This window comes from Streptomyces sp. NPDC060000 (genome assembly GCF_042737375.1).
In the GTDB taxonomy this organism is placed as follows: domain Bacteria; phylum Actinomycetota; class Actinomycetes; order Streptomycetales; family Streptomycetaceae; genus Streptomyces.
In genome coordinates this window covers 17,526-33,765 of record NZ_JBHWUU010000101.1, presented here as the reverse complement: position 1 = coordinate 33,765, position 16,240 = coordinate 17,526, and the positions used below count along the sequence as shown (strand labels likewise).

13 protein-coding genes and 2 pseudogenes are annotated in these 16,240 nt (G+C 72.3%); 10 read left to right on the top strand and 5 right to left on the bottom strand.

All coding sequences use genetic code 11. From position 1 onward, the window contains the following. Positions 1 to 51: 51 nt before the first annotated feature. Complete coding sequence (locus ACFWBB_RS37440) at positions 52 to 879, bottom strand: BTAD domain-containing putative transcriptional regulator (protein WP_385282089.1); 828 nt, start codon at positions 877 to 879, stop codon at positions 52 to 54. A 180-nt stretch (positions 880 to 1,059) separates the two neighbouring features. Then, the gene (locus ACFWBB_RS37435) at positions 1,060 to 3,915 is read right to left on the bottom strand and encodes a BTAD domain-containing putative transcriptional regulator (protein ID WP_385282086.1); all 2,856 of its coding nucleotides are present in this window, start codon (positions 3,913 to 3,915) and stop codon (positions 1,060 to 1,062) included. A gap of 371 nt (positions 3,916 to 4,286) precedes the next feature. Here ACFWBB_RS37435 and ACFWBB_RS37430 point away from each other — a divergent pair, with 371 nt between their 5' ends. The 9 genes and pseudogenes from ACFWBB_RS37430 (at position 4,287) to ACFWBB_RS37390 (ending at position 12,901) form a co-directional block, all read left to right on the top strand. Beyond that, positions 4,287 to 5,003, top strand: a complete 717-nt coding sequence (locus ACFWBB_RS37430; protein ID WP_385282084.1) for an IclR family transcriptional regulator — start codon at positions 4,287 to 4,289, stop codon at positions 5,001 to 5,003. Between the two features lie 162 nt (positions 5,004 to 5,165). After that, entirely contained in the window at positions 5,166 to 6,293 is a 1,128-nt protein-coding gene (locus ACFWBB_RS37425) for a hypothetical protein (RefSeq protein WP_385282082.1), read from the top strand. Positions 6,294 to 6,772: 479 nt separating this feature from the next. Next, positions 6,773 to 7,327 (top strand): annotated as a pseudogene (locus ACFWBB_RS37420) (ABC transporter ATP-binding protein); the annotation flags it as partial. Between the two features lie 39 nt (positions 7,328 to 7,366). Continuing rightward, positions 7,367 to 8,629 (top strand): sensor histidine kinase, encoded by a 1,263-nt coding sequence (locus ACFWBB_RS37415; protein WP_385282092.1) that lies wholly within the window; start codon positions 7,367 to 7,369, stop codon positions 8,627 to 8,629. Continuing rightward, positions 8,626 to 9,294 (top strand): response regulator, encoded by a 669-nt coding sequence (locus ACFWBB_RS37410; protein WP_385282078.1) that lies wholly within the window; start codon positions 8,626 to 8,628, stop codon positions 9,292 to 9,294. Before ACFWBB_RS37415 ends, ACFWBB_RS37410 begins: the two co-directional genes overlap by 4 nt. 139 nt (positions 9,295 to 9,433) lie before the next feature. After that, a complete protein-coding gene (locus tag ACFWBB_RS37405; RefSeq protein ID WP_385282075.1) occupies positions 9,434 to 9,958 on the top strand; it encodes a hypothetical protein in 525 nt (174 codons plus the stop codon). Positions 9,959 to 10,415: 457 nt separating this feature from the next. Then, complete coding sequence (locus ACFWBB_RS37400; RefSeq protein ID WP_385282073.1) at positions 10,416 to 11,675, top strand: sensor histidine kinase; 1,260 nt, start codon at positions 10,416 to 10,418, stop codon at positions 11,673 to 11,675. Continuing rightward, a pseudogene (locus ACFWBB_RS37395) lies at positions 11,672 to 12,330 on the top strand (response regulator). The gene ACFWBB_RS37400 and the pseudogene ACFWBB_RS37395 overlap by 4 nt, the downstream one beginning before the upstream one ends. A 130-nt stretch (positions 12,331 to 12,460) precedes the next feature. After that, positions 12,461 to 12,901: a GNAT family N-acetyltransferase gene (locus ACFWBB_RS37390; RefSeq protein ID WP_385282070.1), complete on the top strand. Its 441-nt coding sequence runs from the start codon at positions 12,461 to 12,463 to the stop codon at positions 12,899 to 12,901. Between the two features lie 181 nt (positions 12,902 to 13,082). Here the strand turns inward: ACFWBB_RS37390 and ACFWBB_RS37385 are convergent, their stop codons facing one another. The 3 genes from ACFWBB_RS37385 to ACFWBB_RS37375 all read right to left on the bottom strand — a co-directional run bounded on the left by ACFWBB_RS37385 (position 13,083) and on the right by ACFWBB_RS37375 (position 14,834). Continuing rightward, positions 13,083 to 13,700 carry a class I SAM-dependent methyltransferase gene (locus ACFWBB_RS37385; RefSeq protein ID WP_385282067.1) on the bottom strand — a complete coding sequence of 206 codons (618 nt, stop codon included), beginning with the start codon at positions 13,698 to 13,700 and terminating at the stop codon, positions 13,083 to 13,085. Between the two features lie 196 nt (positions 13,701 to 13,896). Next, positions 13,897 to 14,175 (bottom strand): GlsB/YeaQ/YmgE family stress response membrane protein, encoded by a 279-nt coding sequence (locus ACFWBB_RS37380; RefSeq protein WP_385282065.1) that lies wholly within the window; start codon positions 14,173 to 14,175, stop codon positions 13,897 to 13,899. 392 nt (positions 14,176 to 14,567) lie between these two features. Next, complete coding sequence (locus tag ACFWBB_RS37375; RefSeq protein ID WP_385282062.1) at positions 14,568 to 14,834, bottom strand: hypothetical protein; 267 nt, start codon at positions 14,832 to 14,834, stop codon at positions 14,568 to 14,570. Between the two features lie 213 nt (positions 14,835 to 15,047). Here ACFWBB_RS37375 and ACFWBB_RS37370 point away from each other — a divergent pair, with 213 nt between their 5' ends. After that, complete coding sequence (locus tag ACFWBB_RS37370) at positions 15,048 to 16,106, top strand: hypothetical protein (protein ID WP_385282059.1); 1,059 nt, start codon at positions 15,048 to 15,050, stop codon at positions 16,104 to 16,106. Positions 16,107 to 16,240: the final 134 nt, after the last annotated feature.

The following is a 16,240-nucleotide window of genomic DNA, read 5'->3' as shown; positions in this document are numbered from 1 at the left end:
GGCGCCCATCCGTCCAGAACCAACCACGACCCACGGCATGCGGCGGAGGGGTCAGTGGTCGGCCGACAGGCCGTGCAGGGCCGGCCCCGGTATCGGCGCACGGACGTGGTTCAGGGTGGCGTCGTGCCGGAGGATCCGCCGATGAATCTCGGCGAGGGCCGGCGAGGGTTCGACGCCGTGTTCGTCCATCAGCAGGGCGCGGGCCGTGCGGAACGCGGCCAGGGCATCGGCCTGCCGCCCCAGACGGTAGAGCGCGATCATCAACTGGCCCCACAACAGCTCCCGGGTGGGATGGGCCCGGACCAGCCCGTCCAGTTCGACGGCCGCCTGGGCATCCAGTCGCAGGACGAGTGCGGCCTCGATCCGGGTCTCCACCGCCGACAGCCGGAGCTGTTCCAACTGGGTCGCCCTCGCGGCGATCGCGGGAAGATGCCGGAACTCGGCGAAGGCGTCGCCACGCCACAGTCCGAGCGCGGTGGTGAGTTGCTCGAACGCGAGCCGGGGCCGTGTGGCCAACGCCTGTCGGCCCGATGCCACCAACCGCTCGAACCGCACAGCGTCGACCGCAGCCGGATCCATCCGCAGCTGGTAGCCCGGCGGGCGGGTGACCAGAACCGTCGCCGCGTCGGCTCCGCCGGTGTGGCGTAGTGCCGCGCGCAGCCTCGAGACATACGTACGCACCGTCCGGTGCGCGCCCTGCGGAGGGCGCGCACCCCATAGCTCGTCCACCAGCACCCACACGCCCACCGTCCGGCCGGGCACGGCCGCGAGCTGGGCCAGGACGCCCTGCGGCTGGGGACCGCCGAGAGCCACGGGCCGGCCGCGCACGGCGGCCTCCAGCGGTCCCAGTAAGCGCAGTTCCAGCCCGGGAGTCTCCATCGTCCTCATCCCTGCTCTCAAACGCCTTGTGCGGGCGGCAGGGCCGCTCGCCGGAACCATCAGGTGGTCCGAAAGCGTCGCGCGACGGAACGTAATTGTCATGTTCAGTTCCGCTCAACGGTCCGTGGCCGGGGTTGGCGGCGACGGGGGACGAAGCGTGTGGGCCGGCGAGCGGACCCGTCAGGCGCGCTCCGGGAGCACGGTGTCGGCCGGGTCCTTGCCGAGGTGGTGCAGGAGTCTGGCCCGCAGTGCCTCGGCGTCGGGATGGCCGAGTTCCTCGAAGAGGGCCAGGGACCGGGTCCAGGCGCCGCGGGCGGCGTCGCGATTCCGGGCGGCGTGATGGGTGTCACCGAGGTGGGCGAGAATGTCCGCCTCGAAGTAGCGGTCTCCCAACTCGTGGAAAAGGGACGCGGCTTGCCGGTAGCAGTCGGCTGCCTCGTCGTGCCGGCCGAGATGATGATGGGCGTAACCGAGGGTGTCCCAGGTGTGAGCCTCCCCGGAGGTGTGGCCGGTCCGGGCCAGCAGGGCGAGCGCCTGCCGGCCGTGGACGATGGCCTCCTCGTGGCGGCCCAGCTGCGCCTGGTCCCATCCGACGTTGTTCAGGGCCATGGCCTGCCAGGCGCGGTCGCCCGCGGCGCGGAACAGTTCCACCGCCCGACGCGAGTGGTCCAGTGCCTCGGTGCGAAGCCCCTGGCGGGTCGAGACCCGGCCGAGGGCGAGGCAGGTGTGCCCCGCGCCCCCCGGATCGCCGAGATCCCGGTACAGCTCCGCGGCGCGTTCGAGGTGAGCGCGTGCCTCGGCCTGCCGCCCGAGAGCGGATGCGGCATTGCCGAGGTTGCGCCGGGCACACGCCTCCGCCGCCGGGTCGGCCAGTCGGCGGGCCGAGGCCAACGCGACCGTATGGGCGGTGGTCCAGTCGGACCAGAGCACTCTTCGCTGGTGGAACGTGGTCAGCGCCGCCGCCAGTTGCCAGACGTGCGGGTCGAAGCCGGTCTCGAAGGCACGGTGAACGGCGTTGAGCAGAACGGGGTGTTCGGCGGCGAACCAGGCCATCGCGGCCTCCCGGTCGGCCGGTTGCTCGGGAGTCACCTGCGGCTGGGCCGGGGAGGGAAGGATCCGGTCGGCCGGCGGTCCGAGAAGGCGCTGTGCCCCCAGCGCGGTGTGCAGGTAGTGGTCGAGCATCCGGTGTGTCGCGTGCCGGCGGTCGTCCTCCTCGTCCTCGGTCCGGGCCAGTTCTCCGGCGTAGGCGCGGAGCAGATCGTGGAAGGAGTACCGGCCGGGGACGGGTTCGGCGAGCAGGTGGGTCCGGGTCAGTTCACCCAGCAGCGCCCTGACCCGCGCGGGTGGCAGACCGGCCAGGCTCGACGCGGCCGGCGTGGCGACGTCCGGTCCGGGATGCAGCCCGAGCAGCCGGAAGAGGCGGGCGGCGGCGGGGCTGAGGGCATCGTACGACCAGGAGAGGACGGCCCGTACCTGGCTGGCCGGGTCGCCACCGTCGAGAGCGTCCAGCCGGTCGCCGGTGTCACCCAGTTCGTCGGCGAGCGTGGCGAGCGGGATGTGCGGCTGGGCGGCGGCTCGGGCGGCCACGACGGCCAGAGCCAGTGGCAGGCCCGCGCAGCTGGCCACGATGCCGGCGACGGCGGCGGGCTCGGCCGCCGTGCGGGAGGCACCGAGCCGGTCGGCCAGCATGGACCCGGCCTCGGCGGGGGTGAGCACGTCGAGGGCGAGCAGATGGGCGCCCTCGGCCACCGCCAGGCTGGTGAGCCGGTTACGGCTGGTGATCAGCGCGAGGCAGCCGGGCGCGCCGGGCAGCAGCGGCCGTACCTGTGCGGCGTCCCGGGCGTTGTCCAGCACCACCAGGACCCGCCGGTCGGCCAGCAGACTCCGGTACAGGGCGGCCTGTGCCTCCACCCCCGTGGGGATCCTGGTCGGGGGCACCTCGAAGGCGTCCAGGAATCCTCGCAGTGCCTCGGCCGGGTCCCGTGACGCTCCACTCGGGTCGAAGCCGCGCAGGTTCACATACAGCTGTCCGTCCGGAAAGTGCTTGCGCATCCGGTGCCCCCAGTGCACGGCGAGCGCGGTCTTGCCCACCCCGGCCGTGCCCGACACCGCCGAGATCACCACGGGAGCCGACGGCCACGCCGCGTCGAGAATCCCGTCCAGGTGCGCCAGTTCCTCGTTCCGGCCGGTGAACCCGCGTACCGCGACCGGTAGTTGAGCGGGAACCACGCCTCGCTGCGGGTGGGAGTGCGGCGCCGCCACGGGACTTGCCGGCACGACCGGCTCAAGTGCATGTCCCCGCAGGATGAGCTGATGGACTTCGCGCAGCGCGGTGCCGGGATCCGTCCCCAGTTCCTCCGCGAGCCGCTGCCGGACGGCGGCGTAGCACTCCAGGGCCTCCGAGCCCCGTCCGGCGGTGTAAAGAGCCCGCATCAGTGCCTCGGCCAGCGGTTCCACCAGCGGTTGTTCGCCCAGGAGCGCGGAGAGCGGGCCGACCGCCGAGGCGGGGTCACCGAGCCGCGCCTGGACGCGAGCCCAGTGGACGGTCGCGTCCACCCGCTCCCGCCGCCACGCCTCCCGCGTGCGCTCCGCCCACGGGCCGTCGAGTCCGCTCAGCGGCTCACCGCGCCACAGACCGAGGGCCTCGCTCAGCAGTGACGCCCGCGCGGGGTCCGGCAGCCTCTCCGCCCGCGCCTGGCCGACCAGGCGCCGGAAGCGGTGCACGTCGACCTGTTCCCGGCCGGCTTCCAGAACGTAGCCGCCGGACCGGCGCAGCAGCCGCAGTCGCTCGCCCGCGGGCTCAGCCGTCTGCTCGCAGATCTGCCGGATCCGGGCGATGTGCGAGTAGACGGAGCGCCGGGCTCCTTCCGGAGGGGTCGTGCCCCAGACCCGCCTGATCACCACGTCGGCTTCCACCGGCCGGCCGGTGTCCACGGCCAACGCCGCCAGTACGGCGCGCCGTTGCGGTGGCCCCACCTCGATTGTCCGCTCCGGCCCTGCCAGTTCGACAGGTCCGAGTAATCGCACTTGCAGCATGGTGCCCCCCAGGTCCCTCGGCGTCGCAAGAGTCTGCCCGTGTCCGGACGACGAGCGACAGCCCCGCCGACGGGAGACGACAAACTATTGACAACATTTCGCCGAGGCCTGGCTCTCACGATGGCAGTGCACGCGGAGGCCGACCACCGAACGCGTCGCATCGCACGGGGACACGGGGACACGGGGACGCACAGGGGACACGGGGGCTTGGGGGGAACATGGCGGAGAACGGCAGATCTGTACGTGTACGCGCCGGCGGCGAGCCCGGTGCGGGAGGGGAGAGCGCCGGGCAAAGGCGGAAGGGAGACCCGCCGGAGCCGGCCCTGCGGCGAACGCCTCGCCCACCCCGGTCCGGCCCGGAACGTACCCCGGTGCCTCCAGGAGGCGGAGGGCGGAGCGTACTCGCGGGAGCCTTCGAGTTGCTGGCCGCGGTGGAACGTACCGGGGGAGCGGGGCTGACCCGGCTCGCGGCCGAGAGCGGACTGCCCAAAGCCACGGCGCACCGGCTGCTGGAACAACTGGTCGGCCTGGGTGCGGTGGAGCGGGACGTGGACGGGTACCGGATCGGCTCGCGGATGTTCCAGCTCGGGAACGGGTGGCAGCCGCACCCGAGGCTTCTTGCCGCCGCCGCCGAGCCCGCTCGCCGCCTGGCGGCGGTCACGGGCGCGGCCGTGGGGGTCGCGGTGCTCCGGTGCGACCGGACCCTCGTCCTCGACTGGACACCCGGTGAGGCCATGGCGTTCCCGGCGCTGCGGAACCGGTCGGCCTGGCCGTGGTACACCGCAGCCGGCAAAGTGCTCGCCGCGGCGCCGGAGTACCGCTTCCCGCCGAGCGTCGTGCCCGCCTCATGGCCGCGGGAGGGACGAGCGATCCGAGAGCGCGGCGTGGCGGTCGACCGGGGCGTCCTCACGCCCGGCGTGTGCTGTGTGGCAGCCCCGCTGTACGACGTGAGCGGTGCTCCGGTCGCCGCGTTGTTCGCCGCGACCGGCCCCGCACACCGGCCGGAGCGGCTCGCCGATGTCGTACGGCGGACCAGCACGGCGATCAGCGCGGGCCTCGGGGGAGGCCACCTCCGGCCGGCCACCTGATCACCGGGCCGGCGCGACGCCTCGACGGTGCTGCCCCGGGCGCGGTGCCCGGACCGGCCCCGAGACGGGACGCACCACCACGCCGCCGCATGACGTGAGCACGCCCTACTCTTTGGCTGATCACGACAATGTCGGCTCCAGGGCCGAGGCGGGGGAGAGCACATGACATATCGGCGCGCGGTGATACCGGCACTCGTCGGAAGCCTGCTGATCACGCTGCTGCTGTGGTGGGCGGGGGCGAGCGCGCAGGCACTGCAACTGCGCGGTACCAGCAGCGTGTTCGACGCCCAGTCCGCGAGCGAACTCCGGCGGTGGCTCGCACCCTGGTCCTACGACCCCCCGGCGGAGCTGCTGTCCGACGGAGCAGGGAGCGGTGGTCCGGCGCCGAGCGGAGGTACGCAGTACGCCGATCTGTACAGCACCGCCATGCAGATCAGGTTCCTGGCGGTCTTCGCCTTCTTCCTGGCCGGCGCGCTGCTCCTGCTCCGCAGGATGCCGCCGGCGCAGGGCCGTACGCCGGCCACGCTGCTCGCGCTGTGGGCCTGGGGTCCGGTGGCCGGAACGCTGGCCGTGACGGTCTCCGCGCCGTGGCTGATCGCGTCCCGGGGGCACGGCAGTTACCGGTTCCTGCCGCAACTGGCGGGAGTGATCGCGTCGAGCGGCCCGGTCGTGGTGTTCGCCGCGCTGTCGACGGCCCTGCTCACGGTGCTCGTGGCGCGCGTCACCGCCAAGGGTGCGGAACCGCTGCCCCGGCAGAGTGTGCCGCCGCGCGCTGCTCGCCTGGCGGCGAGCGCCGGGACCGTGGTGATCGCACTGTCGCTGGTGGTTCTTTCGTACCAGTCGGTGGCGGCCTGGATCCAGACCTCGTCCGGCGGCGGAGGACTGCTGTCCGAGCCCGGCGACCTGCTGCGCGAGTGGCTGCTGCTCGGTGGCTGGACGGGGCCTGCGACCAGCCCGCTCGGCGACTGGCTGCTGTACCGAACCGCCGATGTGCTGCTGCTGGCCGTGGTGTGGTGGGCGCTGCGGCTGCTGCCCGGCCTGCTCACCCGAACCACGGTGCCCGCGACGGTGGTGGGTGCGATCTGCGCGACCGTGCTGGGACTGCTGGCGAGTCAACTGCTGCACATGACGATGGACGACACGGTCGACGTGTGGGGGCCCGTGTACCTGTTCTCGAGGCTCGGCGAAGGCGTACCGGCCGCTGTCACCTGCGGCGTCGCGGCGGGACTTGCGACCTTTGTGACACTGCGGCTGGCCGGGGGCCGTAAGGCCGACGACCTCCCCGGGTGAGGGAACGGCCTGTGCGCCACCGGGTGATGTCGTCGGCCGTCCCTCGCGGTGGTGGCGGGCCGCCTCGCTGCCGTGGCGTCCCGCTCTGTGCTGTGCCCATCGGCCCGGTCGTCCCGCGCGCCGAGTCCGTGGCCGTCGGACCGGGGGTCCATCGCTCGGGCAGCCAACGGGCCAGGGAGCGCCATCGCCCCGGCGGCCACCGCGGCCACCGCGCCGAGCCGCCCGGTGCCGCCGCCCTGTGATCCGGCGGCCACCCGGCGAGGCGGCCCGGACGACTGCCGCCACCGTCGTGGAGGCGATGGAGGCGATGGACACGGAAGGCACCGCAGGTAGTGGCGGGCAGTCCCGTAGTACCCCGGTACTACGCGCACGGCAGGGTTCAGCCTCCCGGTACCACCGGTTCGGGGTGATGCGGCGCCTAGCGTGGCCGGTGTGGCGTCGGAAGTGACGGACGCCCTGGGCCGACAGGAAGAACGCGAATGATCGACGCACGGCAGTTGACCAAGCGATACGGCGACAAGACGGCCGTCGACGGGCTGGACTTCGTGGTGAAGCCCGGCACCGTGACCGGCTTTCTGGGGCCCAACGGCGCGGGCAAGTCCACGACCATGCGCATGATCGTCGGCCTCGACGCCCCGACGAGCGGCTCCGTCACCGTGAACGGCCACCACTACGCCCGCCACCAGGCTCCGCTGCAGGAGGTCGGTGCCCTCCTGGAGGCGAAGTCGATCCACCCGGGCCGCTCGGCGTACAACCACCTCAGGGCGCTCGCCCTGACCCACGGCATTCCGGGCAGCCGGGTCGACGAGGTCATCGGCCTCGCCGGACTGGGCAGCGTGGCGAAGAAGCGGGCCGGTGCCTTCTCCCTCGGGATGGGCCAGCGGCTGGGCATCGCGGCGGCGTTGCTGGGCGATCCGCAGACGGTGATGCTGGACGAGCCGGTCAACGGGCTGGACCCGGAGGGTGTGCTCTGGATCCGCAACCTGCTGAAGGGGCTCGCCGACGAGGGCCGGACGGTGTTCGTGTCCTCGCATGGACGAGTGACACCCGTGACCACCGATGAACTCAGCGGGATGGGACCGCTGGTCGCCCGTCTCTCCCGGGGCGGCCAGCGGTTGCGGCACGCCGACCGCGCACATCCCTGGGTGCTGGACACCGCAGTCGTCGTCCTGGTCTTCCTGATGTTCTGCCTGCCCGACCTGTTCCACGCCGGGATGGACGACGGCGACGGCGACGGCCCGCGCCGGTTCCGCCTCGCCTTCACCCAGCTGCCCGTCGCGGGGATGCTGGCACTGCAGGCCGGACTGGTACTGCCCCTGCTGTGGCGGCGTCGCAGGCCTGCCGCGGCCTTCGGCGTCATCGCCGCGGTGTTCGTCCTCCAATGGACCCTGGGCGCGGCGCTGCGCGCGGACATCGCCCTCTTCGTCGCCCTCTACAGCCTGGCCCTGCACGGGTGGCTCCGGCAGCTGCCGTGGGCCTGTGCGGTCATGGCGGGCGCCATGGCGCTGGTCGCGGTCCGCGCGTCCTCGGCCGTGTCCGTCTGGGACGCGCTGTTCTTCCTGCTGAGCACGGCGACCGCGGCCCTCGCGCTCGGTCTGGTGGTACGGATCCGCCGGGCCCAGCTCGCCGGACTGCGGGACCGGGCCGCCCGGCTGGAGATCGAACGCGACCAGCGCAGCAGGCTGGCCACGGCCACCGAACGCACCCGGGTCGCCCGCGAGATGCACGACATCGTCGGCCACAACCTGTCCGTCATCATCACGCTGGCCGACGCCGGCGCCTATGCCACCGACGCCGCTCCCGAACGCGGCAAGGAGGCCCTCCAGCTCATCGGCGACACCGGCCGGCAGGCCCTCGGTGAACTGCGGCGCGTACTCGGTGTGCTGCGCGAGGCAGGGGGCGGTCCGTCCGGCGGGCCCGAACTCAGCCCACAGCCCGGCATCGCCGACATCGAAGCCCTGTGCGCCAAGGTGCGCGCCGCCGGTCTCGGGATCGCCTACCGGACCTCCGGCGACGTGGACGCCCTGGACAGCGGGGTGCAGCTGACGGTGTACCGCATCGTCCAGGAAGCCCTCACCAACACACTGAAGCACGCCGACACCGACACCCTGGTGCGTCTGGCGATCGTCGAGAAGGACGCCCGGCTGACCGTCCGGGTCCAGGACACCGGCCCGGCCACACCGTCCGGACCGCCGAACGAGGAAGGACACGGCCTGGTGGGCATGCGGGAGAGAGCGGCTCTGTACGGGGGAACCGTCAGCGCGGGACCGACGGGCGGCGGAGGATGGAGCGTCGAGGCCGTACTGGACCTCACACCCCAGGGCGGTGCCCGGTGACCACCGTGCTCATCGTGGACGACCAGCCGCTGCAGCGCTACGGCTTCCGCATGCTCCTGGACTCCGTCGCCGAGACCGACGTCGTCGGTGAGGCCGTCCACGGCGCCGAGGCCGTCCGCAAGACGGCCGAACTGCGCCCGGACGTCGTCCTGATGGACGTCCGCATGCCCGGCATGGACGGCATCGAGGCCACCCGCCGTATCGCCGCCGCGGGCGGCCGCTCGCGCGTTCTCGTGCTCACCACCTTCGACCTCGACGAATACGTTCACGCCGCCCTCCGGGCCGGCGCCAGCGGCTTCCTCCTCAAGGACGCGCGGCCCGAGGAACTCCTCGCCGGCATCCGCGCCGTCGCCGTGGGCGACGCCGTCATCGCGCCCGCCCTCACCCGCCGCCTCCTGGACGAGTTCGCCCGCTACGTCCCCGCGCACCGCCAGGACCCCGCCGAGGACCCGGGACTCGGCTCCCTGACCGACCGCGAGCGCGAGATCCTCGTCGCCGTCGGCAAGGGCTGGACCAACGGCGAGATCGCCACCCGCTTCGTCCTGTCCGAGTCCACCGTCAAGACCCACGTCGGCCGCGTCCTGGCCAAGATCGGCGCCCGCGACCGCATCCAGGCCGTGATCTTCGCCTACGACCACGGCCTCGCCCGGCCCAACGCGGACTGAGCGCGGACTGAACCGACGAGCGGCGACCGGGAAGTCAGGGACGGGTTCCGTGGTTTCCCTGATGTGCCCGCGGCCGCGGTTCGCGAGGATCGTGTCGTCGTCGGCCGTCGGTGGGCCGGCACGGAGGAGGGGAGGGGTCATGGGGTTGTCCCAGGGGCGGCGTGCCGCACTGCGGGAGCGTGCGAACGCCTTCGGCTTCGGCCAGGGGCGCCGGACCTACGCCGTCACGGGGGTGATGGGCGGCCTCGCGCAGCTCGCGCGGCGGGCCCTTGTGGGGCTGGCCGTCTTCCTCATCGGCGCACTGGTCGTGCTCAGGCCCCCGTCGGCGTTCATCAAGGGCGCCGTCATCACGGCCGTGATGCTCGCCGGGTTCGGTCTCATGCCGGCATGGCGCCGGGCATCCGCGACCCTCGAGATCAACAGGTGCTGTCTCTACCCGGGCGGCATGGTCGTCACCAACCAGTTCGGTCAGATACGGGATGCGGTGGCGTGGGCCGAGGTGACCACGACGAAGCGGATGTCCGCGCGCTCGATCCTCATGGCCTTCGACCGGGTCGAGCTCGGGCGGCCCGGCCCGGCGCCCCTGACGTTCGTGGTCCTGGGACGCGAACCCGCCCTGATCAGGGCTCTGCAGCAGGAGTTGGCACGCAACGGGATCCGATGATCGCCCGGGTGCCCTCGGGACGCACCGTGTGACGCGGGTCGCCTGGCCTCGACCAGGTCCGGAGTGTCCTCGGGGCCGAGCAGGTCAGCCCGCACCCGGGAGACCGCGTCGGTTCCGGCACCCACCTCCAGCACGGTTCGCGCTGCCCGGTCCGGCGCCGGCGGCGCGGCGAGCGCCTCGGCGAAGTGACGGCTGCTGGGCGTCACGGCCCCGGTCGTACGGAAGGCCCGAAGTGTCTCTGCGAGGAACAGCCGGCGGTCGGCGAGACGCAGCGCCGCCGAAGATCGCCGGACAGGGGAGGTGCGCGTCGGGGAGAAAACCACGAGAGGGACGCCGAGCAGCGCCCGGCGCCACGGAACCGGCCGGTGTGCGGCGACGGCACCCGACGAAAGTCGGGGGCCGCGGTCTCCGTTCGTCGGGGGTACGGGGAGAGGGGCGTCCCTAGGATGGCAAGGTGATGTCCGGAGCAGAACGCGAGGTGCCGCTGTGGGTCGAGGTGCCGTCGGCGGTGCTGCTCGCCCTGCTGTCCACGCTGGAGGGCTTTCGGTCGGCCGGTGACACCCTGGCCGATCCCGCGCCGTGGGTCGCGGCAGCCGCGTCGGTCGGGGCGCTCGGCCGCCACCGGTTGCCGCGGGCGGTGGCGGGCCTGGCCTTGGCGGCGGTCGTCCTGGGCTCGGTGTTCCCGTTGCTGGTGAGTCTCTACCACTTCGCCTCGCGGGGCCGGTTGCGGGCGGTGTGGGTGTGCCTGGGAATCGCGACGTGCGCCGGCCTGCCCTGGCTGGCTCTCGCACTGGCGCTGGGACGCCCGCTCTCCTGGGGGCGGGTGACCACCTGGACCGGCGCCGGCGTCGGGAATGCCGTACTGGTGGCCCTGGCACTGGCCCTCGGCATGTGGGCGGGCAGTCGGCGCAAGCTCCTCGGCGCGCTGCGGCAACAGGTGGAACAGCTGCGGGTGGAGCGCGAACTGCGCGCCGAACAGGCCCGGTCGGCGGAGCGGGCCCGGATCGCCCGAGAGATGCACGACGTGCTCGCCCACCGGCTGAGCCTGCTGGCGCTGCACGCCGGAGTGCTTCAGCTGCGCGAGGAGGGGATGTCACCGGCCGGCCTGGAACGACTGGCTCTTCTGCGCGGCACGGCCGGGCAGGCGCTGGACGATCTGCGCGAGGTGCTGGGGGCGCTGCGGTCCGACCTGCCCCACGGGGCCGATTCCGCGGTTCAGGTTCCGGTTCAGGTCCGGGAGCCGGCGCTGCGGGACCTGGAAGAGCTGCTCGCGGAGGCCAGGGCAGCCGGCCAGGTGATCGAGTCGGTCGTGTCCGGTGATGTGGAGGGCGCGTCCACCAGCCACCGGCTCGCGGTCCACCGCCTCGTACGAGAGGCTCTGACCAATGCCCGCAGGCATGCCCATGACGCACCGGTGGCGGTCAGTGTGCACTACGGGCCTCCGGCCACCACGGTGGAAGTCGTCAACGGACCTGGCGGGCCCGCCGACCCCGCCGGACCGGCTTCACCCGGCGCATCCGCAGGGCAGTCCACGCCCTCCGGAGGTTCCGCGATGCCGGGTGGCTACGGCCTGATCGGTCTGGCGGAGCGGGTCGCGGCGCTCGGCGGTCATTTGCACACTGGCTCCACTGGCGCCGCTGGCGCCGGTGCCGGTTGGCGGCTGTCCGCACGGCTGCCCGTACCGTGCCCGGTCCCCCCGTCGGCGTCCGTCTCATGATCGATGTTCTGGTGGTCGACGACGACGCCCGGGTCCGGCTCTGGGTCTCGTCGACCTGTTGTCCACCGACCCTGAACCGACCGTCGTCGCCGAGGCGTCGGACGGCCTGGCCGCGGTCGAACAGGCGAGCCTGCACCGGGTCGACGTCGCCCTGGTCGATGTGCGGATGCCCCGCATGGACGGCATCACGGCGACCCGCAGACTGCGAGCGCTCCCGGATCCACCGCGCGTGATCACCCTGACCACCTTCGACCTGGACGAGTACGTGTACGACGCGCTCGCCGCCGGCGCCGACGGCTTCCTCCCCAAGGACGCCGAACCGCGCGAGATCATCCGCGCGGTCCACGTGGTGGCGGACGGCCACGGAATGTTGCATCCGGCCGCCGCCCGTCACCTGATCGACCACTTCCGCCGCGCCGCCCGCCCCGAGGCACTGGAGGCCCGCACCCGCATCGGGGGACTGACGCCCCGTGAGACGGACGTGCTCGCACGGCTCCCGCAGGGTGATTCCAACGCGGAGATCGCGGCCGCGCCGGGCATGCGGGAGAGCACCGTCAAGGCACACGTCAGCCGGATCCTCAACGCGCTGGGCTCCGGCAACCGTGTCCAGGCCGCCCTGTTGGCCCGCGACGCGGGGCTGGGCGGCCACGGCTGACCGGTTCATCGCGGGGGAGGCCGCCGGGCCGTCCGTCCTCCACAGCCCGCATGGCTTCCCTTCGCCGCCGCGTTCCTGCCGAATGGTTGGATGGTGATCTTTGAGATCACCCTCTGCTTGGAGGTGCCGCATGATCCGTATCGGCAAGCTCACGCCGTCCGACAGGGAGGGCTGGGAGGCCCTGTTCCGCGCGTACATCGACTTCTATCAGCGGGTCGAGCCGCCCGAGATGTACGACGGGGCGTGGCGCGCGTTCCAGGAGGACACACGCGTGCACGCCCTCGGAGCGAGGCTGGACGACCGGCTCGTCGGCATCACGCACTTCTTCGTCCACCCCAACACATCGGGGCCCGACGTCTGCTATCTGCAGGACCTCTTCACCGCACCGGACGTACGCGGCAGGGGCGCGGCTCGCGCGCTGATCACCGCTGTCTCCGACTGGGCCCGGGCCCGCGGCTGCTGCCGCGTGTACTGGAACACCCACGAGTCCAACACCACGGCCCGCCGTCTCTACGACAAGGTGGCCGAGAACCGGGGCTTCATCCGCTATCAGATCGAACTGCCACGTTGAATCAGTGGAACTGAGCAGTGTCTGCTCGTCCGGGCCGACCGGCAGCTTCCTGATCGGCCCGCCCGTCGCCCTGCGTACCCACACGTCGATCCGGGAGGGGTCGGCGAGGTCCAACTGTCCGACGTGCAGGGCCGGCAGGGAGTCGCGGAAGCTCCGGTAGACCGGGATGCCCGCCCACCCGCTACCCGCCGGCGGATTTCTCCCAGGTCAGCGAGTACCGGCGGAGCACATGCCGGCGGTAGTGCACACCGGGCAGCAATCGTCGTGCCGTAGCCCGTACCTGCCCGTAGCTCATCCGGGGGACGGCGACCGGCATGCCCTCCGGCCCCCTTGCCCGGCGCAGCACCTTCGTGATCCGGACGATCGGGGCAGCCGCGATCAGGGCCGCCCACTCGGCAGCGTTCGCCTCGCGGGCCAGGCCGACGACCATCAGTGTGCCGCCGGGTCGCAGCAACTCACGCATACGGATGAGGGCCGCCTCGAAGTCCATGTGATGGATCGTGGTCACCGAGCAGATGAAGTCGTAGCCCGCGGGGGAGAGGCCGGTGGTGAGGAAGTCGCCCTCGATCAACGTGAGATCAGGGTGACCGGCAGCGAGATCGCGTGCGCGGGCGATCATCTCCGAGGACTTGTCGATCCCGGTGACGCGCTTCGCCCGCTCGGCGAGCTTCCGTGCCAGCAGACCGTCCCCGCAACCGACGTCCAACGCGTCACCGCAGTCCTCGGGCACGGCACGGAGGATGCCGGGGTGCCGGGCGACGTTGGTGTTCCAGTACGGCTGCGGGTCGGCCTGGCGCATCGGACCATCGTAGACGCGCCGCCCGCACGAGAGTCATTGCTGCGCGACGGCGACACGGCGACGGATTCACCGCGATGGATGTCCGGGCACTCGCACCAGGCACGCCGGATGCGGGAGGCGCGTACACGCCGACGGCTCCCGCCCTGGGAACAGGGGGGAGCCGTTCACGCGCCTGGGCGCGTGCACCATCAGCGGGTCATGCGTGCCGGTGCGAGTGGCGGTTGCCGGTGACGAGGCGGTAGATGGCGAGCAGAATGAAGGAGCCGACGATCGCGGCGATCCAGGTGGAGAGGTCGAAGAACCCGTCGATGGAGTCGACGCCGAAGATCACCTTGCCCAGCCAGCCGCCGAGCAGACCGCCGACGATGCCGATGAGCATGGTGATGATGATGCCGCCGGGGTCTTTGCCCGGCATCAGGGCCTTGGCGATGGCGCCGGCGAGCAGCCCGATGATGATCCACGCGATGATGCCCATGATGCGTCTCCGCTTCGTCTTGTAAGGACAGTGTTAGCTTTCGTGTGCACCATCCGCGTCCGTACAAACGTCTCTGAGCCAAGTCACTTGGCGGTACGGGGAGAGAAGGCACGCTACCTGCGGGGAAGCGGGGGACCAAGGTCGGCTCGGGCTCGGTGAGCGACAACCATGCCTGCCGAGCGGCGTGTTTTTCGTCGCACGGCGCAGGGCCTGGTGGACCGAACGGCGCAGAGCCCGGTGGACCGATACACGTACTGGATGGTGCCGCCCAGATGGTGGAGGGGACCGGGTCAGCACGCTCGGTCCCCGTCACGAGAGGCATCGCGGCACGACCGGGATCGCCGGCCGGATTGAACCCACGTGCGCTCACCCGTCGTGCGAAGCGCGCACCCTCAGCGGCCGGTGTCGAGTTGTGACGGCGGAGCGGCTGCACGCAACACCTCACCCAGGAGCGCGACGGCCGGGGGGATCTCCGGGTCGCTGATATTGCCGTACCCGAGGACGAGCGCGGGCTCGGCCGACGGAATCGTGCGGTAGTCGTCGAGGTCCGCCAGGCGCAGCCCGGCAGTGGTCGCGGCCCGGACCGCCCCGCGGGTGTCGGCACCTTCCGGTAGCCGGAGCAGGATGTGCAGCCCGGCGGCGGTGCCGGCGACCTGCATGTCAGGCAGGTGGGTTGCGAGCGTCCGGACCAGTAGGTCGCGGCGGGAACGGGGATGTGACGAGCTGCGGAAAAAGTTCGGGGAGCGCTGATTTCACCCGGGGCGGTCGCAGTGGCGTACCGGGCCGTCCGGTCATCGCGTCGGCTCTTCGCCCACCTCGCCCGACCGCTCGACACCGGCCACCCTGTCAGTGGGGTCCGCTACCTTCGGGCCATGTCGATCACCGCACAACTGCGCGACTCGGTGAGGCTGCCGGGCGGACGCGCGCTGGTCAACGGCTTCGCCTTCGAGAGCCGTGGGGACGTACCGCGCCGCGCCCTCCTCCAGAACGGCCACGAGCTGGAGGTGTACGACCTGTACGAGGTCTTCGCCGGGGAGCGCGCGCCGACCGCCGTCTTCCCCCTTCCGTGGCCCGGCTGGGACGGCGGAGTCCACTCGGTGAGCCCCGACTGCTCGTTCGCGGTGTTCTCGGGCCAGCGGGCGGTGAGGGCCGTGCGGCCCGGCGGAGAGACGTTGTGGGAGTACCGGCACGGCTGTTGGGGGCCCGAGATCGGCCACCCGCACACGGGGGACGAGCAGGAGGTGTGCCGCGGCCTCGAGCACGGATCCTGCCGGATCTCCGACGACGGCCGGCTGGTCTGGGCGCACGTGATCGAGCCGGAGGAGCGTGACGGGGAGGAGCGCTGGGTCGTCCTGGATGCCCGGGACGGGCGAGAGCTGGCCCGGATACCGCTCGACAGCGTGGCCGCCGGTTCGCACCATCTCTCCCACCCGGACGGTGTCCACATGGGTCTCTGCATCGGCATGGGACAGGACGGCATCCTGCTGCACTGGGCGCGCTGGGACGGCCGGCAGCTGACCGGCTGGGACCTCAACGAGACCATGGACCGCATCCTGATGGACGTCCACTCGGGGCACCCGGGCTTCCTGACGGTCGAGCACTACGGCGCGGACCTGAGACTGCACGCGCTGGACGGCGCTGTGCTCGCCGAGAGGGAGCCCGAGCCGGCGGACGAGGATCGGCCCTGCTGGGACTACGGCTGCGGCTTCGCCGACGCCGACACCGTCATCGCCTCGACGGTCGGATCCGGTGACGGCCCGGAACGGGTCGTCCACTGGCTGCTCGACGCCCGCACCCTGGAGACACGGGGGATGGTCACGTATCCAACGGGCCCGGCCGAGGGCTACGTGCGCCCGCTGGGCGACGGGACCTGGCTCACCTACGACGACAGGAGCGAGACGCTCAACCGCTGGAGTGGAGCCGGGGGTTGAGCGCGATGACGAGGTCGGTCCGGACCGCCGCGAGTGCTGCCGGGGGAGACCGGGCATGTGCGAGCCCCGCACGCCGCCGAGCCGGCATGTCTCCACGAGGTGCCCGCCGACCCGCGCTCGGGCAAGCTGTACTG

Bases quoted from the DNA above. Each gene is read 5' to 3' on its own strand.
- ACFWBB_RS37440 (WP_385282089.1), bottom strand. From the start codon at position 879: ATGGAGACTCCCGGGCTGGAACTGCGCTTACTGGGACCGCTGGAGGCC.
- ACFWBB_RS37435 (WP_385282086.1), bottom strand. From the start codon at position 3,915: ATGCTGCAAGTGCGATTACTCGGACCTGTCGAACTGGCAGGGCCGGAG.
- ACFWBB_RS37405 (WP_385282075.1), top strand. From the start codon at position 9,434: ATGGGGTTGTCCCAGGGGCGGCGTGCCGCACTGCGGGAGCGTGCGAAC.
- ACFWBB_RS37370 (WP_385282059.1), top strand. From the start codon at position 15,048: ATGTCGATCACCGCACAACTGCGCGACTCGGTGAGGCTGCCGGGCGGA.
- ACFWBB_RS37375 (WP_385282062.1), bottom strand. From the start codon at position 14,834: ATGCAGGTCGCCGGCACCGCCGCCGGGCTGCACATCCTGCTCCGGCTA.
- ACFWBB_RS37415 (WP_385282092.1), top strand. From the start codon at position 7,367: ATGGGACCGCTGGTCGCCCGTCTCTCCCGGGGCGGCCAGCGGTTGCGG.
- ACFWBB_RS37385 (WP_385282067.1), bottom strand. From the start codon at position 13,700: ATGCGCCAGGCCGACCCGCAGCCGTACTGGAACACCAACGTCGCCCGG.
- ACFWBB_RS37390 (WP_385282070.1), top strand. From the start codon at position 12,461: ATGATCCGTATCGGCAAGCTCACGCCGTCCGACAGGGAGGGCTGGGAG.
- ACFWBB_RS37380 (WP_385282065.1), bottom strand. From the start codon at position 14,175: ATGGGCATCATCGCGTGGATCATCATCGGGCTGCTCGCCGGCGCCATC.
- ACFWBB_RS37400 (WP_385282073.1), top strand. From the start codon at position 10,416: ATGTCCGGAGCAGAACGCGAGGTGCCGCTGTGGGTCGAGGTGCCGTCG.
- ACFWBB_RS37425 (WP_385282082.1), top strand. From the start codon at position 5,166: ATGACATATCGGCGCGCGGTGATACCGGCACTCGTCGGAAGCCTGCTG.